The sequence below is a fragment of the Streptosporangium sp. NBC_01639 genome (assembly GCF_045209755.1).
Lineage (GTDB): Bacteria > Actinomycetota > Actinomycetes > Streptosporangiales > Streptosporangiaceae > Streptosporangium.
Genome location: NZ_CP109272.1, coordinates 5,075,120 through 5,097,027 on the forward strand (window position 1 = coordinate 5,075,120; position 21,908 = coordinate 5,097,027).

The following is a 21,908-nucleotide window of genomic DNA, read 5'->3' on the forward strand; positions in this document are numbered from 1 at the left end:
GAAGGGATCTGTGAAGAAGACGTCAACATCGGTGCTGCCGGCCCGGGGAACCCTGGACGACGAGCCACTGCTCGCCGTCGACGACCTGCATGTGGAGTTCGTCACCAGACAGGGCGTCGTCAAGGCGGTCAACGGGGTCAGCTACTCGCTCAACCCCGGCGAGACGCTCGCGGTGCTCGGTGAGTCGGGCTCCGGCAAGTCGGTGACCGCGCAGGCGATCATGGGCATTCTCGACATGCCGCCGGCCCGCGTCCCCCGGGGCGAGATCCGCTTCCGAGGTACGGACCTGCTCAAACTGACCGAGGAGGCCCGGTCCCAGGTCCGCGGCCAGCGGATCGCGATGATCTTCCAGGACGCGCTCTCCGCGCTGAACCCGGTGTTCACCGTGGGGTCGCAGATCGGCGAGATGTTCCGGGTGCACCGGGGAGTCTCCCGGCGCGAGGCGGAGAAGAAGGCCGTCGAGCTGATGGACCGGGTCCGCATCCCCGGCGCCAGAGAGCGGGTGCACGACTACCCCCACCAGTTCTCCGGTGGCATGCGCCAGCGCATCATGATCGCGATGTCGATCGCGCTCGACCCGGAGGTGCTGATCGCCGACGAGCCGACCACCGCGCTCGACGTGACGGTGCAGGCCCAGATCATGGAGCTCCTCGCCGAACTGCAGCGCGAGAGCAACATGGGCCTGATCCTCATCACCCACGACCTCGGTGTGGTCGCCGACGTCGCCGACAAGATCGCAGTCATGTACGGCGGGCGGATCGTGGAGAACGCCCTCGTGCACGACATCTACCGGGCGCCGGCCCATCCGTACACCAAGGGGCTGCTGGAGTCGATCCCCCGGGTCGACCAGAAGGGCCAGGAGCTGTACGCCATCAAGGGCATGCCGCCGAACCTGCTGGCGATGCCCTCGGGCTGTGCTTTCCACCCCCGCTGCCCCTACCGTCAGGACGACTGCGCCACCGACGCGCCGCCTCTCCACGAGATCGGCCCGACGCGCAGCAGTGCATGCCACTACTGGAGGGAGGTCCTCGATGGCAGCCACGGGTGAGCCGATCCTTGAGGTCCGCGACCTGGTCAAGCACTTCCCGCTGAGCCAGGGCATCGTCATGAAGAAGCAGATCGGTGCGATCAAGGCCGTGGACGGGGTCTCGTTCGACCTGCGGCGCGGTGAGACGCTCGGCATCGTGGGCGAGTCCGGCTGCGGCAAGTCCACGCTGGCCAAGGTCCTGATGGCGCTGGAACGGCCGACCTCCGGCTCAGTGAAGATCAACGGCCGGGAGATCGCCCAGGCCAGGGGCGCCGAGCTCAAGCGGGTCCGGCGCAACATCCAGATGGTCATGCAGGACCCGTACACCTCGCTGAACCCCCGGATGACCGTGGGCGACATCATCGGCGAGCCGTACGAGATCCACCATGAGGTCGCCCCCAAGGGGGACCGCCGCGGCAAGGTGCAGGAACTGCTGGAGGTCGTGGGCCTCAACCCCGACCACATCAACCGCTACCCGCACCAGTTCTCCGGCGGCCAGCGGCAGCGCATCGGCATCGCCCGGGGCCTGGCGCTCCAGCCCGAGATCATCGTCTGCGACGAGCCGGTGTCCGCGCTCGACGTGTCGATCCAGGCCCAGGTCATCAACCTGCTGGAGCGGCTGCAGGACGAGTTCGGCCTCGCCTACATCTTCATCGCCCACGACCTGTCGGTGGTCCGCCACATCTCCGACCGGGTCGGAGTGATGTATCTGGGCAAGATGGTCGAGCTCGGCAAGGACACCGAGATCTACGACCGTCCGGCCCATCCGTACACCCAGGCGCTGCTGTCGGCGGTGCCGGTGCCCGACCCGGACGGCAGGGAGCGGCGCGAGCGGATCATCCTCCAGGGGGATCCGCCCTCTCCGGCGAACCCGCCGTCCGGGTGCCGCTTCCGTACCAGGTGCTGGAAGGCGCAGGACATCTGCGCCGAGCAGGAGCCGCTGCTGGAGATCCGGCCGGGCACCGAGCACGCGAGCGCCTGCCACTTCGCCGAGACCCACGACGTGGTGCACGTCTAGGAGAGGCCGAGAACGACAGCGGGCCGGAAAAGGCGCGAGGGTGCCGCCTCCCCAGGTGAAACGGGGAGGCGGCACCCTCTCTGCTTACCGCTACCGGCTACCTGCTATCGGTACGGTTACCCGCCGATCTGGCTGCCGAGGACGTTGGCGTTGATGCCGCCGATGCCGACGAGGCCGCCGATGCCGACGCCGTGGCCGAAGCCGCTGCCGCCGCTGACGATGTTGCCGTTGCCGATGAAGCCGTTGCCACCGCCGCCGCCGATGCCGCCGCCGAAGCCGCCGCCGAAGCCGCCGCCGAAGCCGCGACGGTAGCCGGCGGCGTAGACGCCGCCACCGTAGACGCCGCCGCCGTAGCAGTTGGCGCCGTAGACGCCGCCGATGCCGCCGCTGTACACGCCGCCACCGTAGACGCCGCCGCTGTAGACGCCGCCGCCGCAGACACCGGAGGCGTAGACGCCGGAGTTGACGACGGCGGTCGGTGCGCAGTAGGCGCTGGAGACGACGGTGGTGGGAACGACGACGGCCGTGGGAGCTCCGATGACGCCGCCGCCGCAGCAGGCGGCCTTCGACGAGGTCGCGGACGTGGCTGCCGACGCGGCGGCGGCCGGTGCGACGATGGCGATGCCGACGCACGCAGAGGTGATGAGAAGACGACGAATCATTTGTTTTCCCCCCGAAAGGAAACCACGCTAATTCCTGAACGGAAACTGTCCGTTTTTGCGTGGCTACTGAAAGTAACGGGAGTGAGACTATCCATCGACATGCCTCAAAGTGGTGTCGGAATGGTCGGTCAACGGTAATGATCGCACCTCAAGAGCAGGGCGAACTTTGGTTGACCGCCGGTCCGATCTGTGCTGTGGGCGCCCGGCGCGCTCGGGTCCGGGCATGTCATCGCAGGTCAGCCCGGAGACCTGAGGTCAGGGAGCGAGGGACAACCGCACATGGGCTCCAGGTGGGAGCCCCAGGCGCTGGGAGGCGTCGCCGGAGTTGACCGCCAGCGAGACCAGCCCCGCCGAGTCCGCGAAGGCGACCATGTCACCGGGGGGCACCGCGGCGAACGTCTCCCGGAACGGCACCGAGATCTGCCTCCTGCCCAGCCAGACCACCAGGGTGGCGCCCGGCCGTACCCCGAGGGTGGCCAGATCGCTCGCACCGACCGACAGCTGGGTGTTGCCGTGCCGGTCCACCGACAGCACCTCGCCCTCCACCATCCCCTCGCGCACCAGCGAGGTCGGCGTGGGGAGCGAGACCAGCCGCTCCAACGGGATCTCCGGTCCCAGCTCGGTCAGGCCGCGCCCGACCGCCAGATGCGCCGCGACCGACGCGAAGATGTCGCGTCCGTGGAAGGTGGGCGACACCGGCTTCCGGAAGAGCTCCTCGTTGGCCAGCCCGTAGGCCCTCTCCGCGCCACAGGCGTGGGCCGCCCACGACAGCACGCCGTTGTCCGGGCCGAGGAACACGTGCTTGCCCGCGTCGATCGCCACCGGCCGGCGCGAGCCGCCTCCGGGGTCCACCACGGCGATGTGCACGCCGGGCGGGAGGTAGGGGATCGTCTGCGTCAGGATCGCCGCGGCACGCCGTACGTCACCGGAGGGGACCAGATGGCACACGTCGACGATCCTCGACTCCGGCGAGATCGAGAGGATCACGCCGTGACAGGCGGCGACGTAGCCGTCCTCCAGGCCGTAGTCAGTGAGAAGAGTGATGACAGAGGTCACATCTCGTGACTGTACGTCCCCGTTTCCCACATGAACAGCAGGAAGGGCGAGCGTCGTAAACGGCGTCAGCTTCTCGGCAGTGAACGGCCGAGCTTGCAGCTCCTCGCCGTCGATGGCTTCGACGGTCTGGTCCGCGTCAGGCAGCGTGACTCACTGCCCAGCCCGTCTCGCCGCGTGCGGCGATGTTGCGGGCTGCGTTGACGTCGGCGTGCTCAGCGAAGCCGCACGACGTACACGAGAAAGAGGCTTGATCGAGCCGGTTCCTGCGGTCCACCTGCCCACACGAGGAGCACTGCTGGGAGGTGAAAGCCGGATCGACGTAGATGACGGCGACCCCGGCCCGGGCCGCCTTGTAGCCCAGGAAGCCACCCAGCTGGTGGAAGCTCCAGGAATGCAGCGTGACCCGCTGGGGCTTGCGAAGCCGTACCCGGTCCCGGATGCCCTGGAGGTCTTCCAGGGCGATACCGGAGCCGGTGCGTTCTGCCTCGGTCACGATCTGCTTGGCGATGACATGATTGGTGTTAGCGGCGAACCGCGCCTCTTTGCGACGGCGCCGCTTGAGCAACCGCTTGGCGGACTTGGTGCGCTGGGCCTGCAAGCGGCGGCGCAGCTCGCGATTGCGGTGCCGGACCGCGTTCAGGTGCTTACCGCAGTACCGCTTGCCGTCGCTGGTGGTGGCGATGTTCGTGATGCCCAGATCCACCCCGAGGAAGGCGTCCGGTTCGGTGACATCGACGTCGGGGACGTCGCAGGTCGCGATCAGGAACCACATGCCGTCCCGGTAGGCCAGATCGGACTCGCCCCTGCGGTGCGCCGCCAGGGTCGTGAGCTGGTCGGCGGACGCGGTGAACCTCAGGTTCTTCAGTCTCCCGGCCATCGACCAGATCGACACCGTCCGCGCGTCGAGCTGCCAGGACAGGCAGCGGTCGTCGAACGGCTGAGCGGCGTCGGCGCGGAAGGCGATCGGCGTGGACTCGGCCCGTGCCCGGCGCCCAGAGCCCGCCGTGCCCAGGTTCCCGGCTCGGATATTGGCATGCAGGGCGGCGTAGGCGTCGGCGACCTTCTTGATGACGTGCTGCGCGGCCTGGGCGGCCAGCCCGTAGCTGTCCTTGATCTGCGTGTAGGTGTGCTTGCGCAGGTCGTAGTTGCGAAACGTGCGCTGTGCGTGGGCGTGGCGGGAGACCTGGCAGGCGGCCGCGTTGACCGCCCGCAGGGTCGCCTCCAGCGCCGTCGCCTGCTCGGGCGTCGGCAGGAGCTTCACCTGCACCACCAGTTTCACCATCGAACACATTAACGCTCGGTCCAGGTCACCGCGCTGGGAACCCGATCCTGATGTCCGCAGGGGCCGCACCGTCGTCCACTGCCTGCACGCCCATGTGGCCTTCACCCCTAGAGACGGGCGGAACGTGTTCACCGACGAGATGCTGCACCGCTGTGAAGCCATCACGATCGAGGTATGCGACGACTTCGGCGCCGTCCTGGTCGAGTTCAACGGCGACCACGATCATGTGCACCTGCCGGTCCGCTACCCGCCCGACGTGGCCCTGCCGGTCCTGATCAACTCCCTCAAGGGCGTCTCGGCCCGGCTCCTTGGCAAAGAGTTCGGCCCGCATGTGCGTCAATACCCGCAAGGCGGGCACGTGTGGTCCCCGTCCTGCTTGGCCGCCTCCTGCGGCGGCACCCCACCGTCGATCGTCGAGGAGTACATCGAAAACCAGAAACGACCGGACTGATCCGCTCACACGAACCGGCCGCCACAGCACCACTCGGACCTGGAGGCCCTCCCACGCCGCCGTTTCCCCCGGAGCGTAACCGCCTGGGGTCCCATACCAGATTCCGCTGAAATTCCCGACTATCCTGGCAGCGGGCCGTGTGCACGGGGTGTGATCACTCCGTTCCCGACCGAGGAGGACGACGATGGACACCGGGCCGACTCCGGACGACGGCGCCGGTCAGGAGCCGGCCGGACGGGCACTGACGGACGAGGAGCGGAAGTTGCTCGCCTTCGAGCGCCGGTGGTGGCGCCACGCGGGCGCCAAGGAACAGGCGGTACGCGAGACCTTCGACATCTCGGCGACCCGCTACTACCAGCTGCTCAGCGAGCTCATCGACAGACCCGAGGCGCTCGCCCACGATCCGATGCTGGTCAAGCGCCTGCGACGGCTCCGCGAGACCCGCCGCCGGGCCCGCGCCGCCCGCCGGAAGGGCTCGCGTCCCTGATTGCGTCCCCGGTCTCCGGGTACGGCCAGTCAGACAAGCGGCCGGGCCGTACCCATAGGGGGAGTGGGCCCGGTGAGCCGAGGAGGGGCCGAGCCACCATGAACACTCCCGATGGACTGCGAGCGATCCTGGACGATCCCGCCGGGGCGGTGATCGGGCTCGACTTCGACGGCACGCTCTCCCCGATCGTGTCCGATCCCGCGTCCGCCAGGATCCATCCGGACGGTCCCGCGGTGCTGTCCAGGCTCGGCGGACTGGTCGGCGCCATCGTCGTCATCACCGGCCGGCCGGCCGGCACCGCCGTCGAGTACGGCTCGCTGGCCGCCGTGCCGGGCCTGGTCGTGCTGGGCCACTACGGCCTCGAACGCTGGGCGGCGGGCACGCTCACCGCGCCGCCCGTCCACCCGGAGCTGGACCGGGTCCGCGCCGAGCTGGACCGGTTGGCCTCCACGGTCGACGGGGTCAGGATCGAGGACAAGGAACGGGCGGTGGCCGTGCACACCCGGCAGGCCGCCGAACCGCAGGCCACCCTGGAGGCACTGCGTGAGCCGGTCGCCAAGCTGGCGGCCGAGGCCGGCCTGACCGTCGAGCCGGGCAAGTTCGTGCTGGAGCTGCGGCCGCCCGGGATGGACAAGGGCGTGGCGCTCAGCGCCTTCCTGCGCGAGCGGGCGGCACGATCGGTGCTGTTCGCCGGAGACGACCTGGGGGATCTGGCGGCCTTCGTGGCGGTCCGGGCGTCCGGGCTGCCCGGCGTGACGGTGTTCAGCGGGTCGGCCGAGATCTCCGTGGCGGCCGACATCGTGGTGGACGGCCCTGCGGGGGTGATGGAGCTGCTCGGTTCGATCGCCGACGCGATCGAACGCCGGGCCGCCGGAGACTGAAGGTCTCGCCGGGGGCTCCGAGGCGGCACAGGGCGCGGCCAGGGCTCAAGGTGTGCTGAGCGGCTGGAAGCTCGGGGGAAACGTGTCCACGGCGGTCAGGGGTCGCCGAGGGCGGCGAGCTGGTCGGAGAACCAGCGTCGTGGGGGGAGCGCCGTGGCGGCGGCCGCCAGCAGGACGCCCCTGCGGGCACGCTCCTCCTCGGGCATGACCAGCGCCTGGTAGAGGGCGGCGGCCGTCGCGGAGACATCGTAGGGGTTGACCATGAGCGCGTGTTCGCCCAGCTCGGCGGCGGCTCCCGCCTCGCGGGACAGGACCAGCGCGCTGCGCGGCGACAGGATGGGTCCCTCCTTGGCCACCAGGTTCATGCCGTCGCGGATCGGGTTGACCAGCAGCACGTCGGCCAGCCGGTAGGCGGCCAGCGAGCGCGGATAGTCGTCGTTCACGTTGAGGATCACCGGAGCCCAGTCCTCGGTGGCGTACTCGTCCTCGATCTCTTTGGCGCAGCGCTGCACCGCCGCGGTGTACTCGCGGTATTCGGGCAGGTCGTGCCGGGAGGGGTAGGCGAAGGCGAGGTGCACGACCCTGCCGTGCCACTCGGGGTGGGCCGCCAGGAACTCCCGGTAGGCGGTCAGGCCCCGGACGATGTTCTTGGACAGCTCGGTCCGGTCGATCCGCACGATCAGCCTGCGGTCGCCGACCTGGTCGCGCAGGGCGGCCATGTGCGACTCGACATCGGGTTCGGAGGCCCGCGCGCAGAGCGCCTCGCCGTCCACGCCGAGGCTGTGCACGCCGATGTGGGTGGTCCGCCCCGCGTGCGTGACCGTGCGGCCCACCCGGTCGATCTCCGCGCCGAGCAGCGCCTCGCAGCAGTCCATGAACGCCCCGGCCCAGCGCGCGGTCAGGAACCCCGCGTGGTCGGCGCCCAGGATGCCTTCGAGCAGCTCGGAGCCGACGTCGTCGGGGAGCAGGTGGAAATACTCCGGCGGCGCCCACGGGGTGTGCGAGAAGTGGGCCACCCGCAGGTCGGGCCGCTCGCTCCGCAGCATGGCCGGAACGAGGGCCAGGTGGTAGTCCTGCACCATCACCTTCGCCCCGTGCGCGGCCTCCTCGGCCAGCGCCATCGCGAACGCCTCGTTGTAGGCCCGGTAGGACTCCCACTCGCGGCGGAACCTGGCGTCGAACTGCGGGCTGTTGGGAGTGTCGTAGAGGAGGTGGTTGACGAACCAGAGGGTGGAGTTCGCAACCGCGTTGTAGGCCCGGTGAAAGATCGTCGGAGGAATGTCGAGCATCCGCACCGCTCCGGTGTCGTAGCCGGAGTGGTCGAGCCGGCCACCGGACGTCAGCCGTACGGCACTGCGGTCGCCGTCGGACAGCGCGGCGCAGACCCAGAGCATGTCGAGGTCCTTGGCCACCTCGGCCAGGCCCGACACCAGCCCGCCGCCTCCCCTGCGCATGCTCAGCGAACCGTCTTCGGAGAGGGTGAAGGAGACGGGGCCTCGGTTGGAGGCCACCAGGACGGCGTTCATGGGTTCCCCTCGCCTTGGGACGTGCTTGCCTCGAACATTAACCAAAAACGACCCTCGACCATAGGATGTTCAACGACTGTGACAGCTGATGGGGGCCCGTGATGGCGCTGGACGAGACGACCGAGGAACTGGCCCGGGTGGCCGCCCAGGGCGATCACCGCGCGCTGGGCGAGCTGCTCCGGCGGATAGAGCCGGATGTCCTCCGACATTGTGGACGGATCCTTCCCTACCGGCAGGATGCCGAGGAGGCGTGCCAGGACACGTTGCTGGCGGTGGCCCGCAACATCGGCCGCTTCGAGGGTCGTGCCCGTTTCACCACGTGGCTGCACATCGTGACCGCCAACTGCGCCCGGACCACCTACCGCTCGCTGAAGCGGCGCGCCGCCGAGCAGACCTCCGATGAGCTTCCCATGCAGAAGCCCGACGCCGCCCGGGTGAGTGTGATCGCCGGTTCCCGGCTGGACCTGCTCGACGCGATGGAGGCGCTGGAGGCCGACAAGCCCGAGCTGGCCCAGGCGCTGGTGCTGCGCGACATCTGCCAGCTCGACTACAACGAGGTGGCCGAGCAGCTCGGCATCCCGCTCGGCACCGCCAAGTCCCGCATCCACCAGGCGCGCAAATACGTCCAGGCCGCGCTGGGCGACGCCTACGGCTTCTGACCTCGGGCCCGACAACGTCGCGATGCTCCTTCGCGGAGGTTGAAGCGCGTCAGCGGACGCCGCGCGGACATCCGGTGCTCTGGGGGACCCTGTTCGACACCGTCACCCGCGTGGCGTGCAGGCTTGCCCGACGACGCTGAATTAAGGTGGCGTTGCCCGTATCGCATGATCAACTATTGGTACGGGGCGATCTCCCCCTTCTTGGTGGGAAAGCCGAGGTCGAGGAGAGGCCGATGCCCCGCAGACATGCCGCCGTCACGTGGCGCGTTCTGGCGACCATCGCCCTTGCCCTGGCGGTCGCTCCGGCCGTCGCCCCATTCCCGGCGGCAGGCGCTGCGGCTGTCTGGGATCCGCCGCCGGAGTTGGTGGAGGCGCTCCAGCGCGATCTCCATCTCACCAGGGAGCAGGCACTGGCCCGGCTGCGTAACGAGGCCCGCCTGACCGCTGTCGAAGCGGAGCTCCGGAAGAAAATCGGTGACCGCTTCGGCGGTTCCTGGTTTGTGGGAACGGTTGCCCAGACTCTTGTGGTGGCCACCACCAGCCCTGCCGACCTTCCCCGGATCACTGCTGCGGGGGCACGGCCCCTACTGGTCAAACGGTCGCTGAAACAGCTCAACGCGGTCAGGGCGAGAGTCGACGCGGTCCTCTCCAATCACCCGAACATAGCGAGCGTGCGCTACGTCGACGCGCAGGGCAACGTTGTCGTCGTCCTCTCCTCGAGAGTCGCAGCGATAGTGAACATCCTCAAGGCCGCCGGTGTGGATATGGCTGTGGTGCGGGTGATCTTCTCCAACGAACTACCCCAGCCCGTCGCCGCCCCGATGAGTGGCGACGCCTGCCATGCCGGCACCGCGTCCAGTTGCCCGGTCGGCTTCTCCGCGCTCAAGGGGTCCGGAACGGCTTCATCGCCGCCGGCCACTGCGGTGGGCAGGTAGAGCCACCGCGGGCGCCGATCGGGCCGCTCAGGGGAATTTCCGGGCGCCGACCTTCCGGGTAATGACTTCGCCTGGGTTGCGGTGAATTCCACCTGGACGCCCAAGCCGCGGTTCGGCTGGAAATCGTGCCCCGCGTGGCGTGTGGCTGCCGTGGTCTTGATCGGTAACGGCTGGATTAGGGTGGTGTTGCCCTTATCGCATGATCAACTAGTGGTATGCGGCGCTCTCCCCTCTTGCTTGGAAAGCCGAGGTCGAGGAGAGACCGATGACCCGCAGACATACCGTCACCACCGGATGCGTTCTGGCGATCACCGCCCTTGTTCTGGCGGCCGCTCCGGCCGTCGCCCGCCCCCTGTCGGCCGGTACCGCGGCGGCTCCGGCCGCGCTGAAACCGCCGTCGGGCATGCTGGAGGCGCTCCAGCGCGATCTCCATCTCACCAGGGAGCAGGCGCAGGCCCGGCTGCTCAACGAGACCCGCCTGACCCCGGTCGAGGCGCAGCTGCGCAGGAGACTCGGCATCGAGTTCGCCGGCTCCTGGTTCACGGGAGACGTCGCGCAGACTCTCATGGTGGCCACCACCGATCGGGACAACCTTTCGCAGATCGCCGCCGCGGGTGCCCGGGGTGAGGTCGTCAGCCGGTCGCTGGCGCAGCTCGACGGGGTCATCGACGAGGTCGACGCGGCGCTGTCCACACATCAGGGCGGGCAGGTGCGCTATATCGATGTGAAGACCAACAAGGTCGTCGTGCTGTCCGACACGCCTTCGACGACCGAGGATGTCATCCAGGCCTCCGGTGTGGATCCGGTCGCGGTGCAGGTGGTGTCGTCCACCGAGCGGCCCCAGCCGCTCTCCGACCTGGTGGGCGGCGAGGCCTATTACGCCGGTCCGGCGACGCGCTGTTCGGTCGGTTTCTCCGTGGTGCGTGGCCTGCAGAACGGTTTCGTCAGTGCGGGTCACTGCGGTACGGCGGGCAGGACCACCACGGGTGCCGATCGGAGGGAGCAGGGGATCTTCCAGGCGTCGACCTTCCCCGACAGTGACTTCGCCTGGATCAGTGTCAACGGCAACTGGTCTCCCAAGCCGGCGGTGAGCAACGGCACGGGCGGGACGGTGAGCGTCGCCGGTTCCCGGCCGGTCATCGAGGGCGCGTCGGTCTGCCGGTCCGGCCCCGTCACCGGCTGGCACTGCGGTCTCATCCTGCAGCGCAACGCGAGTATCACCTATGCCCAGGGCAACGTCTCCGAGCTGGTCCGGACCAATGTCTGCGCCGAGGCCGGCGACTCGGGTGGTTCGTTCATCTCGGTGGACCAGGCGCAAGGGGTCACCTCCGGCGGCTCCGGCGACTGCACCTCCGGTGGTGTGAGTTACTTCCAGCCGATCAACGAGATCCTCACGACCTATGGGCTGAGCCTGGTGACCATCGCCGGCAATCCGCCGCCGCCGAGCACGGGCACGTGCACCGGCTACCCGCACACCGCCGAGGGCACGCTGACCGAGGGAAGGTCCGTTTACCAGCCGAACGGCCGCTTCTACCGGTCGACCGCCGATGGTGTCCACTTCGCCTGCCTGGACGCCAACGACGGCAGCGATCTCGACCTCTATCTGCAGAAGTGGATCGGCCGGAGCTGGGCCACCGTGGCGACCTCCGCGGGTCCGGGGCCCGATGAGAAGATCACCTACACCGGTACGGCCGGTTACTACCGCTACCGGGTGACCGCCTCCAGCCGTTCCACCCCCTACGTTCTGGGATACAGGAGGCCGTGACCCGGCACGCTCTCTTGCTACTCCGGTCGTTGACCACTCCTCCGTTCGGCTTCTCCGGCATCGCCTGCACGGTGCATATGGCTTCTGATCTTGAGGGGAAGGCGGAGGCGTCGGAGCCGGTTCGGGGATCTGGCAGGGCGCGGTGTCTCGGCGTCCGGCTGGAAATCGTGCCCCGCGTGGCGTGTGGCTGCCGTGGTCTTGATCGGTAACGGCTGGATTAGGGTGGTGTTGCCCTTATCGCATGATCAACTAGTGGTATGCGGCGCTCTCCCCCCTCTTGCTTGGAAAGCCGAGGTCGAGGAGAGACCGATGACCCGCAGACATACCGTCACCACCGGATGCGTTCTGGCGATCACCGCCCTTGTTCTGGCGGCCGCTCCGGCCGTCGCCCGCCCCCTGTCGGCCGGCATCGCGGCGGCTCCGGCCGCGCTGAAACCGCCGCCGGGCATGCTGGAGGCGCTCCAGCGCGATCTCCATCTCACCAGGGAGCAGGCTCAGGACCGGCTGCTCAACGAGACCCGCCTGGCAGGGATCGAAGCGAAGCTGCAGAGGAGGCTCGGCGACCGCTTCGGCGGCGCCTGGTTCCTGGGAACGGTTGCGCAGACTCTTGTGGTGGCCACCACCAACGCCGCCGACCTTCCCCAGATCATTGCCGCGGGTGCCCGGGGTGAGGTCGTCAGCCGGTCGCTGGCGCAGCTCGACGGGGTCATCGACGAGGTCGACGCGGCGCTGTCCGCCGACCGTAATGGGCTGGTGCGCTACGTTGACGCAAGGATCAACAAGGTCGTCGTGCTGTCCGACACGCCTTCGACGACCGAGGATGTCATCCAGGCCTCCGGTGTGGATCCGGTCGCGGTGCAGGTGGTGTCGTCCACCGAGCGGCCCCAGCCGCTCTCCGACCTGGTGGGCGGCGAGGCCTATTACGCCGGTCCGGCGACGCGCTGTTCGGTCGGTTTCTCCGTGGTGCGTGGCCTGCAGAACGGTTTCGTCAGTGCGGGTCACTGCGGTACGGCGGGCAGGACCACCACGGGTGCCGATCGGAGGGAGCAGGGGATCTTCCAGGCGTCGACCTTCCCCGACAGTGACTTCGCCTGGATCAGTGTCAACGGCAACTGGTCTCCCAAGCCGGCGGTGAGCAACGGCACGGGCGGGACGGTGAGCGTCGCCGGTTCCCGGCCGGTCATCGAGGGCGCGTCGGTCTGCCGGTCCGGCCCCGTCACCGGCTGGCACTGCGGTCTCATCCTGCAGCGCAACGCGAGTATCACCTATGCCCAGGGCAACGTCTCCGAGCTGGTCCGGACCAATGTCTGCGCCGAGGCCGGCGACTCGGGTGGTTCGTTCATCTCGGTGGACCAGGCGCAAGGGGTCACCTCCGGCGGCTCCGGCGACTGCACCTCCGGTGGTGTGAGTTACTTCCAGCCGATCAACGAGATCCTCACGACCTATGGGCTGAGCCTGGTGACCATCGCCGGCAATCCGCCGCCGCCGAGCACGGGCACGTGCACCGGCTACCCGCACACCGCCGAGGGCACGCTGACCGAGGGAAGGTCCGTTTACCAGCCGAACGGCCGCTTCTACCGGTCGACCGCCGATGGTGTCCACTTCGCCTGCCTGGACGCCAACGACGGCAGCGATCTCGACCTCTATCTGCAGAAGTGGATCGGCCGGAGCTGGGCCACCGTGGCGACCTCCGCGGGTCCGGGGCCCGATGAGAAGATCACCTACACCGGTACGGCCGGTTACTACCGCTACCGGGTGACCGCCTCCAGCCGTTCCACCCCCTACGTTCTGGGATACAACATGCCGTGACCCGGCACGCTCCCCCTGCTACTCCGGTCGCCCAGACCCGACCACATCGGCGACGTCTGCGGCTCGACCTGGCGGCGCGGCAGAGAACGGAGGCGTCGGAGCCGGTTCGGGGATCTGGCAGGACGCGGTGTCTCCGCGGTTCGGCTGGAAATCGTGCCCCGCGTGGCGTGTGGCTTCTGTGGTCTTGATCGGTAACGGCTGGATTAGGGTGGTGTTGCCCTTATCGCATGATCAACTAGTGGTATGCGGCGCTCTCCCCCCTCTTGCTTGGAAAGCCGAGGTCGAGGAGAGACCGATGACCCGCAGACATACCGTCACCACCGGATGCGTTCTGGCGATCACCGCCCTTGTTCTGACGGCCGCTCCGGCCGTCGCCCGCCCCCTGCCGACCGACACCGCGGCTCCGGCCGCGCTGAAACCGCCGCCGGGCATGCTGGAGGCGCTCCAGCGCGATCTCCATCTCACCAGGGAGCAGGCTCAGGACCGGCTGCTCAACGAGACCCGCCTGGCGGATGTCGAAGCAGGGCTTCACCAGAGGCTCGGTGACCGCTTCGGCGGCTCCTGGTTCGTGGGAACGGTTGCGCAGACTCTTGTGGTGACCACCACCGACCCCGCCGACCTTCCCCAGATCATTGCCGCGGGCGCTCGGGGCGAGGTCGTCAAGCGGCCGCTTGCGGAACTCGACAGGGCCCTGCAAGTCATCGAAACAGCGCAGTCAACGGCTGGGGGGAAGGTTCGCTACGTCGACGTGCGGAACAACAGGATCGTCATCCTCACGTCAGACCCTTTAGCCACTGAGGATCTCATCGAGGCCACCGGTGTGAACACGAGCCTGGTGCAAGCAGTGCAGTCCACCGAAGCACCCCGACTCCTTGGGGACGTGGTGGGCGGAGACGCCTACTATGTCGGTACCGCGTCCCGTTGCTCGGTCGGTTTCTCCGTGGCCAAGGAGGCCCAGAACGGTTTCATCACCGCAGGTCACTGCGGTACGGCGGGCAGGACCACCGTTGGTGCCAACCGGACCGCCCAGGGCACCTTCCAGGGGTCGTCCTTCCCGGACAACGACTATGCCTGGGTCGCGGTGAATTCCAACTGGACGCCCAAGCCGGCGGTGGACAACGGCACGGGCGGGACGGTGAGCGTCGCCGGTTCCCGGGAGGCCATCGAGGGCGCGTCGGTCTGCCGGTCCGGCTCGACCACCGGCTGGCACTGCGGTCTCATCCGGCAGCGCAACACCAGCGTCACCTACTCTCAGGGCACCATCACCGGGATGACCCGGACCAATGTCTGCGCCGAGGCCGGCGACTCGGGTGGTTCGTTCATCTCGGTGGACCAGGCGCAAGGGGTCACCTCCGGCGGCTCCGGCGACTGCAACGCTGGAGGCATCACCTACTTCCAGCCGATCAACGAGATCCTCAAGGCCTACGATCTGACGCTTTTGGTCGCCGGCGACCCACCGGGCGCGATCGCCTGCACCGACTACCCGAGGACCGTCACCGGCACGCTGACCGGCGGTCAGTCCGTCAACCAGCCGACCCGCTACTACACAACCAGCGCCAGGGGTTTCCACTCCGCCTGCCTGGACGCCAACGACACCGCCGACTTCGACCTCTACCTGCAGAAGTGGAGTGGCCGAAGCTGGGTCAACGTCGCCACCTCCGATGGTCCGGCGCCCGACGAGAAGATCGGCTACACCGGGGCGGCCGGCTTCTACCGTTATCGGGTGACCTCCTCCGTGGGCTCCGGTCCCTACACCCTGAAGTACAAGACGCCGTAAGCCGTCTGGGCTTCATCGCTCCTGCCGCTCCGGTCAATTCCTTGCCAGGCCACCCCGGTGATGTCTGGGATTGGTGATCCTGACGGAGCGGCAGGAAGCCCCGGAGCGGCCAGGGACCGGCTGGCGCCGGACCTCGCTGGAAATCGCGCCCCGCGTGGCGTGTCGCTTCTGTGGTCTTGATCGGCAACGGCTGGATTAGGGTGGTGTTGCCCTTATCGCATGATCAACTAGTGGTATGCGGCGCTCTCCCCCCTCTTGCTTGGAAAGCCGAGGTCGAGGAGAGACCGATGACCCGCAGACATACCGTCACCACCGGATGCGTTCTGGCGATCACCGCCCTTGTTCTGGCGGCCGCTCCGGCCGTCGCCCGCCCCCTGTCGGCCGGCACGGCGGCGGCTCCGGCCGCGCTGAAACCGCCGCCGGGCATGCTGGAGGCGCTCCAGCGCGATCTCCATCTCACCAGGGAGCAGGCCCAGGCCCGGCTGCTCAACGAGACCCGCCTGACCCCGGTCGCGGAACGGCTCCGCAGTGGGCTCGGCACCGAATTCGCCGGCTCCTGGTTCACGGGGGACCTCGGGCAGACCCTCGTGGTGGCCACCACCGATCAGGACAACCTTTCGCAGATCGCCGCCGCGGGTGCCCGGGGTGAGGTGGTCAGCCGGTCGCTGACGCAGCTCGACGCGATCATCGACGAGGTCGACGCGGCGCTGTCCGCCGACGACAGCGGGCTGGTGCGCTATGTCGACGTGAAGACCAACAAGGTCGTCATCCTGTCCGACGCGCCCTCGACGACCGAGGATGTCATCCAGGCCTCCGATGTGGATCCGGTCGCTGTACGGGTGGTGTCGTCTGTCGAGCGGCCCCAGCCGCTCTCCGACCTGGTGGGCGGCGAGGCCTATTACATCGGCTCGGCGTCCCGCTGTTCGATCGGCTTCTCGGCGACCAAGGGGACCCAGAACGGTTTCGTCAGCGCGGGGCACTGCGGTAAGGAGGGCGATACCACCACCGGCTTCAACCAGAGCCCCCAGGGCATCTTCCGGGGGTCGTCCTTCCCGGGCAGCGACTACTCCTGGGTCGCGGTGACTTCCGACTGGACGCCCAAGCCGGTGGTGAAGAACGGCACGGGCGGGACGGTGAACGTCGCCGGTTCCCGGGATGCCATCGAGGGCGCGTCGGTCTGCCGGTCCGGCTCGACCACCGGCTGGCACTGCGGCACCATCCAGCAGCGCAACACCAGCGTCACCTATCCCCAGGGCACCATCACCGAGTTGGTCCGGACCAATGTCTGCGCCGAGCCCGGCGACTCGGGTGGTTCGTTCATCTCGGTGGACCAGGCACAAGGGGTCACCTCCGGCGGCTCCGGGAACTGCACCTCCGGGGGCGTCACCTACTTCCAGCCGGTCGGCGAGATCCTCACGGCCTACGGACTGACCCTGACGGCCAGCAGTGGCGCCACCCCGACGCCGCCTCCGCCGACGACGACCCCCGGCGCCTGCACCGGCTACTCCAGGACCGTCACCGGTACGCTGACCAGTGGTCAGTCCGGCTACCAGCCGGGTAGCCGCTACTACCAATCGACCGCCCGCGGTCTCCACTCCGGCTGCCTGGACGGCCCCGACGGCACTGACTTCGACCTCTACCTGCAGAGGTGGGACGGCCGGAGCTGGGCCACCGTCGCCACCTCCGACAGCCCGGGGCCCGACGAGAAGATCACCTACACCGGCACGGCCGGCTACTACCGCTATCGCGTGACCGCCTTCAGCGGCTCCGGCGCCTACTCCCTGGCATACAACGCGCCATGACCCACCCTGGCGCCACCTCTTGCGGTCGCCCCGACGGCTGACCGCAGTCTCGGGGTGCTGATCACGGTGGAGGCCGCGGAACGGAACTCCCGCCGGACGGGCGATCGACGATCATCCGTCCGGCGGGAGCTCCGTCCGTTCCGTCGGCGGACGAGAGCCAGAGCAGGCCGGCGGTGGTGGAAGAGACGCCCCGGCCGAAGTGGGCGAGGTGCCCACGGCGACGGTCGGATAGCCGGAGCCGTATGAGGTGAGCAGGCCCAGGCAGGTGCGAACGGTTCGTGCGAAACTCGGCGGCCCCGACGAACTTGTCCGGCAGGTAACACGCTGCATCTTGCAGAGTGAGACATCTGGTCAGGATGGCGTGCAGGCGAGGTAGAGTGCGTAAGACCTGCTCGTCAGGTCCTAACTGAATATTTGCTCATCCAGAGGGGTGGAGGGACCGGCCCTGCGAAGCCCCGGCAACCCTCCCGGTTCCAGACTCGTGATCTGACGAGCTCGGCCGGGACAGGTGCCAATTCCGGTCTGTGACCAGGGTGGTCGCAGACGAAGATGAGGGAAAGGCCTCGCTTCATGGCGCTCGCAAGCACTGTAACCCCCACCACCTCGATCGGTCGTGTCGGAGACACGCACAACCGGCGCTTCGGCCCCGCCGCTGCCCTGTCCTGTCGCGAGTGCGGTGCCCGCTACGATCTCGGTCCCGACTTCGCCTGTGTCGAGTGTTTCGGGCCCCTGGAGATCGCCTACGACTTCGGGCGGGTGACCCGTGAGCAGATCGCCGAGGGGCCGGCCAACATCTGGCGTTACCGCTCCCTGCTGCCCGTCCCGGCGGACGTGGCCACCAAGCCCAACATGAACCCCGGCTGGACGAAGCTCGTCGACGCTGGCAACCTCGCCCGCGAGCTGGGTCTGCGCTCGCTGCACATCAAGGACGACTCCGGCAACCCCACCCACTCCTTCAAGGACCGCGTGGTGGCCATCGCGGTGGAGGCGGCCCGCAACTTCGGGTTCCACACCCTGTCCTGCTCCTCCACCGGCAACCTGGCCGGCGCGGTGACCGCCGCCGCCGCCCGGGCCGGGTTGGACGCCTGCGTGTTCATCCCCTCGGATCTGGAGCAGGCCAAGATCGTCATGGCGTCGGTGTACGGCGGCAAGCTGATCGGCATCGAGGGCACCTACGACGACGTGAACCGCTTCTGCTCCGAGCTCATCGGGGACGAACTGGGCGACAAGTGGGGCTTCGTCAACGTCAACCTGCGCCCCTACTACGCCGAGGGCTCCAAGACCCTGGCCTACGAGATCGCCGAGCAGCTCGGCTGGCGGATCCCCGACCAGATCGTCATCCCGGTCGCGTCCGGCTCCCAGCTCACGAAGATCGACAAGGCCTTCAAGGAGCTGATCACGCTCGGCCTCGTCGAGGAGAAGCCGTACAAGATCTTCGCTGCTCAGGCCGAGGGGTGCTCCCCGGTCTCCGCCGCCTACAAGGCCGGTCATGACGTGATCCGCCCGGTCAAGCCCGACACCATCGCCAAGTCGCTGGCGATCGGGAACCCGGCGGACGGCCCCTACGTGCTGGACATCGCCCGGCGCACCGGCGGCGCGGTGGAGGACGTCACCGACGCCGAGATCGTCGACGCGATCCGGTTGCTGGCCAGGACCGAGGGGATCTTCGCCGAGACCGCGGGCGGCGTCACCGTCGGGGTGCTGCGCAAGCTGGTCGCCTCCGGGCGGATCGACCCCGATGCCGAGACCGTGGTCCTCAACACCGGTGACGGCCTCAAGACCCTCGACGCGGTGGCGGACCAGGCACGTCCCACCGCCGTCATCCGTCCGTCTCTCGACGCATTCCGTACGGCTATCGCCTAAAAATTGTGAAAGGTGCTGAACTATGAGCGTTTCTGTGCGGATTCCGACGATTCTCCGGACTTACACCGACGGCTCCTCCGAAGTGGGCGGAGAGGGGGCGACGCTGCGCGAGGTTCTGCAGAAGCTCGACGCCGACTTCCCCGGTATCGGCGCGCGCATTCTTGATGAAACGGGCAAGATTCGACGTTTTGTCAATGTCTACGTCGGGGATGAGGACGTCCGTTTCGCGGAGAACCTTGACACGGCCACGCCGTCCGGCGTTCAGATCTCCATCATTCCGGCGGTCGCCGGAGGCTGATCCTTAGCGCCCGCACCACCCCTCCATCCGCACCCGCACCCGGTCTGACCGCGTGCGGGTGTCGTGTTCTGTGGCGCGAGTCCACTTATGTGGCTGGTGAACGTGATTTGGTTTTTGACTGAACAAACGCTCAGCAAAACATGGTTCCGACCTTGAATGCGCATGTAAATAAGCAGTCTGCGGATTGACTCTGTTGCCCCACGGTGTCTCACAGGTATGGTCGATAACGATCGACGTAGGCGATGTCCATGCCTCGAAGATTGAGGACTTCGCGAGAGGAATGGGCGGTGTCCTCAAGTCCAGTAAGAGGAGTCGGAAGTGGCGCAAGGCACCGTCAAATGGTTCAACGCGGACAAGGGCTACGGCTTCATCGCGGTCGACGGTGGTAAGGATGTGTTCGTCCATTACTCCGCGATCATGATGGACGGCTACCGTGCCCTCGAACAGGGCCAGCGGGTCGAGTTCGAGGTCACCCAGGGCCAGAAGGGTCCCCAGGCGGAATCCGTCCGGGCGGTCTGACGCAGCCGTTCCGTCCATTCGTCGGGAAATGCCGGCAGATCCCGTGGCAGCGCAGTCCGCGCGGATCTTCCTGCGTGTCGGCCCGGCGCGCCGCCCCCATCGGCGCGCCGGGCCTTCGCTGTCAATCCGGGTTCCCGTCCTAAGCTGGACGCAGGTCAGGGCGCCGTCGCTTGCACTCGGCAGGGTAGAGTGCTAAACAGTTCGTTGGCACTCCCCGTTGGAGAGTGCCAACCCTGGATCGAGACGATGGGACCCGCCGAACGGAGTCGCGGGTTCACATGCCGTCGCGGGCGTCGGCTCGATCCGGTGCAAGCCACCCTGCGTTTGGGAGGTCTAGCCGTATGGCAGCCAAGATGATCGCGTTTAATGAGGACGCCAGGCGCGGTCTCGAGCGCGGTATGAACCAGCTCGCGGACGCCGTCAAGGTGACCCTCGGCCCCAAGGGCCGTAACGTCGTGCTGGAGAAGAAGTGGGGCGCCCCCACGATCACCAACGATGGTGTCTCCATCGCCAAGGAGATCGAGCTCGAGGACCCGTGGGAGAAGATCGGGGCCGAGCTCGTCAAGGAAGTCGCCAAGAAGACCGACGACGTCGCGGGCGACGGCACCACCACCGCCACCGTGCTCGCCCAGGCCCTGGTGCGTGAGGGCCTGCGCAACGTGGCCGCCGGCGCCAACCCGATGTCCCTGAAGAAGGGCATCGAGGCCGCCGTCGAGCGCGTCAGCGAGGAGCTCTCCAAGCTGGCCAAGGACGTGGAGACGAAGACGCAGATCGCCTCCACCGCATCCATCTCCGCGGGCGACCCGCAGATCGGCGAGATGATCGCCGAGGCGATGGACAAGGTCGGCAAGGAAGGCGTCATCACCGTCGAGGAGAGCAACACCTTCGGCCTCGAGCTTGAGCTCACCGAGGGCATGCGCTTCGACAAGGGCTACATCTCGCCCTACTTCGTCACCGACCCGGAGCGTATGGAGGCCGTCCTCGACGACGCCTACGTCCTCGTGGTCAACTCGAAGATCTCCGCCAACAAGGACCTGCTCCCGGTTCTCGACAAGGTCGTGCAGGCCGGCAAGCCGCTGCTGATCATCGCCGAGGACATCGACGGTGAGGCCCTGGCGACCCTGGTCGTCAACAAGATCCGCGGCCTGTTCCGCTCGGTCGCGGTCAAGGCCCCGGGCTTCGGCGACCGCCGCAAGGCCATGCTGGGCGATATCGGCATCCTGACCGGTGCCCAGGTCATCAGCGAGGACCTCGGCCTCAAGCTGGAGTCCACCACCCTGGACCAGCTCGGCCGTGCCCGCCAGGTCATCGTCACCAAGGACGAGACCACCATCGTCGACGGTGCCGGCGACGCCGAGCAGATCGCCGGCCGGGTCAACCAGATCCGCGCCGAGATCGACAACACCGACTCCGACTACGACCGCGAGAAGCTCCAGGAGCGTCTCGCCAAGCTGGCCGGCGGCGTGGCCGTCATCAAGGCCGGCGCGGCGACCGAGGTCGAGCTCAAGGAGCGCAAGCACCGCATCGAGGACGCCGTCCGCAACGCCAAGGCGGCCGTCGAGGAGGGCATCGTCCCCGGCGGTGGCGTGGCCCTGCTGCAGGCCGGTGCCAAGGCCTTCGACAAGCTGGAGCTCACCAGCGACGAGGCCACCGGTGCCGCGATCGTGCGGAAGGCTCTTGAGGAGCCGCTGAAGCAGATCGCCGTCAACGCCGGCCTCGAGGGCGGCGTCGTGGTGGAGAAGGTGCGCAACCTCACCCCCGGTGAGGGTCTGAACGCCGCCACCGGCGAGTACGTCAACATGTTCGAGGCGGGCATCATCGACCCGGCCAAGGTGACGCGTTCCGCGCTGCAGAACGCGGCGTCCATCGCGGCGCTGTTCCTCACCACCGAGGCCGTCATCGCCGAGAAGCCCGAGAAGGCAGGAGCCGCTCCCGCCATGCCGGGCGGCGGCGACATGGACTTCTAAGTCCAGCCGCTTTACGTAGAAGAGGCGACCCCGAAGTGCCGGGGCCGCCTCTTTTGCGTGTTCACCGAAGGTAGCGCCGGTCACTCGTCGTTGTCCGTCCCGCCACACCGTTCACCAGCCCGGT

The 21,908-nt window shown here is 68.1% G+C and carries 19 protein-coding genes and 1 riboswitch; of the genes, 15 read left to right on the forward strand and 4 right to left on the reverse strand.

What is annotated here, in order from left to right; all coding sequences use genetic code 11:
* The first annotated feature begins 10 nt into the window (after positions 1 to 10).
* Both OHA77_RS23195 and OHA77_RS23200 read left to right on the forward strand, forming a co-directional pair.
* Entirely contained in the window at positions 11 to 1,048 is a 1,038-nt protein-coding gene (locus OHA77_RS23195) for an ABC transporter ATP-binding protein (protein ID WP_406311610.1), read from the forward strand.
* Positions 1,032 to 2,045, forward strand: coding sequence for a dipeptide ABC transporter ATP-binding protein (locus tag OHA77_RS23200; protein WP_326826177.1), 1,014 nt, complete (start codon positions 1,032 to 1,034; stop codon positions 2,043 to 2,045). The genes OHA77_RS23195 and OHA77_RS23200 overlap by 17 nt, the downstream gene beginning before the upstream one ends.
* Before the next feature lie 116 nt (positions 2,046 to 2,161).
* Here the strand turns inward: OHA77_RS23200 and OHA77_RS23205 are convergent, their stop codons facing one another.
* The 3 genes from OHA77_RS23205 to OHA77_RS23215 all read right to left on the reverse strand — a co-directional run bounded on the left by OHA77_RS23205 (position 2,162) and on the right by OHA77_RS23215 (position 5,045).
* Positions 2,162 to 2,707: a hypothetical protein gene (locus OHA77_RS23205; RefSeq protein WP_406311611.1), complete on the reverse strand. Its 546-nt coding sequence runs from the start codon at positions 2,705 to 2,707 to the stop codon at positions 2,162 to 2,164.
* A gap of 255 nt (positions 2,708 to 2,962) precedes the next feature.
* Entirely contained in the window at positions 2,963 to 3,763 is an 801-nt protein-coding gene (locus tag OHA77_RS23210) for an S-adenosyl-l-methionine hydroxide adenosyltransferase family protein (protein WP_406311612.1), read from the reverse strand.
* 136 nt (positions 3,764 to 3,899) lie between these two features.
* Entirely contained in the window at positions 3,900 to 5,045 is a 1,146-nt protein-coding gene (locus OHA77_RS23215) for an RNA-guided endonuclease InsQ/TnpB family protein (protein ID WP_406311613.1), read from the reverse strand.
* Between the two features lie 7 nt (positions 5,046 to 5,052).
* Between OHA77_RS23215 and tnpA the strand changes: the two genes are divergently transcribed.
* The 3 genes from tnpA to otsB all read left to right on the forward strand — a co-directional run bounded on the left by tnpA (position 5,053) and on the right by otsB (position 6,864).
* Positions 5,053 to 5,496: an IS200/IS605 family transposase gene (gene tnpA / locus OHA77_RS23220; RefSeq protein WP_406319859.1), complete on the forward strand. Its 444-nt coding sequence runs from the start codon at positions 5,053 to 5,055 to the stop codon at positions 5,494 to 5,496.
* 184 nt (positions 5,497 to 5,680) lie between these two features.
* Positions 5,681 to 5,983, forward strand: coding sequence for a DUF3263 domain-containing protein (locus OHA77_RS23225; RefSeq protein ID WP_406311614.1), 303 nt, complete (start codon positions 5,681 to 5,683; stop codon positions 5,981 to 5,983).
* A 98-nt stretch (positions 5,984 to 6,081) separates the two neighbouring features.
* Positions 6,082 to 6,864, forward strand: coding sequence for a trehalose-phosphatase (gene otsB / locus OHA77_RS23230; RefSeq protein ID WP_406311615.1), 783 nt, complete (start codon positions 6,082 to 6,084; stop codon positions 6,862 to 6,864).
* A gap of 95 nt (positions 6,865 to 6,959) precedes the next feature.
* Here otsB and OHA77_RS23235 read toward each other — a convergent pair whose 3' ends face one another.
* Positions 6,960 to 8,390, reverse strand: coding sequence for a trehalose-6-phosphate synthase (locus tag OHA77_RS23235; RefSeq protein WP_406311616.1), 1,431 nt, complete (start codon positions 8,388 to 8,390; stop codon positions 6,960 to 6,962).
* A 101-nt stretch (positions 8,391 to 8,491) separates the two neighbouring features.
* Between OHA77_RS23235 and OHA77_RS23240 the strand changes: the two genes are divergently transcribed.
* The 10 genes from OHA77_RS23240 to groL all read left to right on the forward strand — a co-directional run bounded on the left by OHA77_RS23240 (position 8,492) and on the right by groL (position 21,784).
* Entirely contained in the window at positions 8,492 to 9,049 is a 558-nt protein-coding gene (locus tag OHA77_RS23240) for an RNA polymerase sigma factor (RefSeq protein WP_326826171.1), read from the forward strand.
* 233 nt (positions 9,050 to 9,282) lie between these two features.
* Entirely contained in the window at positions 9,283 to 9,984 is a 702-nt protein-coding gene (locus OHA77_RS23245) for a S1 family peptidase (RefSeq protein ID WP_406311618.1), read from the forward strand.
* Between the two features lie 265 nt (positions 9,985 to 10,249).
* Positions 10,250 to 11,749 carry a S1 family peptidase gene (locus OHA77_RS23250; protein ID WP_406311619.1) on the forward strand — a complete coding sequence of 500 codons (1,500 nt, stop codon included), beginning with the start codon at positions 10,250 to 10,252 and terminating at the stop codon, positions 11,747 to 11,749.
* 309 nt (positions 11,750 to 12,058) lie between these two features.
* On the forward strand, positions 12,059 to 13,558 hold the full coding sequence (locus OHA77_RS23255) for a S1 family peptidase (protein ID WP_406311620.1): 1,500 nt from the start codon (positions 12,059 to 12,061) through the stop codon (positions 13,556 to 13,558).
* A gap of 295 nt (positions 13,559 to 13,853) precedes the next feature.
* Positions 13,854 to 15,335, forward strand: a complete 1,482-nt coding sequence (locus OHA77_RS23260) for a S1 family peptidase (RefSeq protein ID WP_406311621.1) — start codon at positions 13,854 to 13,856, stop codon at positions 15,333 to 15,335.
* A 287-nt stretch (positions 15,336 to 15,622) separates the two neighbouring features.
* A complete protein-coding gene (locus OHA77_RS23265; RefSeq protein WP_406311622.1) occupies positions 15,623 to 17,137 on the forward strand; it encodes a S1 family peptidase in 1,515 nt (504 codons plus the stop codon).
* Positions 17,138 to 17,552: 415 nt separating this feature from the next.
* Positions 17,553 to 17,693, forward strand: a riboswitch (SAM riboswitch).
* A 14-nt stretch (positions 17,694 to 17,707) separates the two neighbouring features.
* The gene (gene thrC, locus OHA77_RS23270; protein WP_406311623.1) at positions 17,708 to 19,000 is read left to right on the forward strand and encodes a threonine synthase; all 1,293 of its coding nucleotides are present in this window, start codon (positions 17,708 to 17,710) and stop codon (positions 18,998 to 19,000) included.
* A gap of 22 nt (positions 19,001 to 19,022) precedes the next feature.
* Positions 19,023 to 19,298: a MoaD/ThiS family protein gene (locus OHA77_RS23275; RefSeq protein ID WP_326826164.1), complete on the forward strand. Its 276-nt coding sequence runs from the start codon at positions 19,023 to 19,025 to the stop codon at positions 19,296 to 19,298.
* Positions 19,299 to 19,616: 318 nt separating this feature from the next.
* On the forward strand, positions 19,617 to 19,817 hold the full coding sequence (locus OHA77_RS23280; RefSeq protein WP_184754294.1) for a cold-shock protein: 201 nt from the start codon (positions 19,617 to 19,619) through the stop codon (positions 19,815 to 19,817).
* A 341-nt stretch (positions 19,818 to 20,158) separates the two neighbouring features.
* Entirely contained in the window at positions 20,159 to 21,784 is a 1,626-nt protein-coding gene (gene groL / locus OHA77_RS23285; protein WP_406311624.1) for a chaperonin GroEL, read from the forward strand.
* The last annotated feature ends 124 nt before the right edge of the window (positions 21,785 to 21,908 follow it).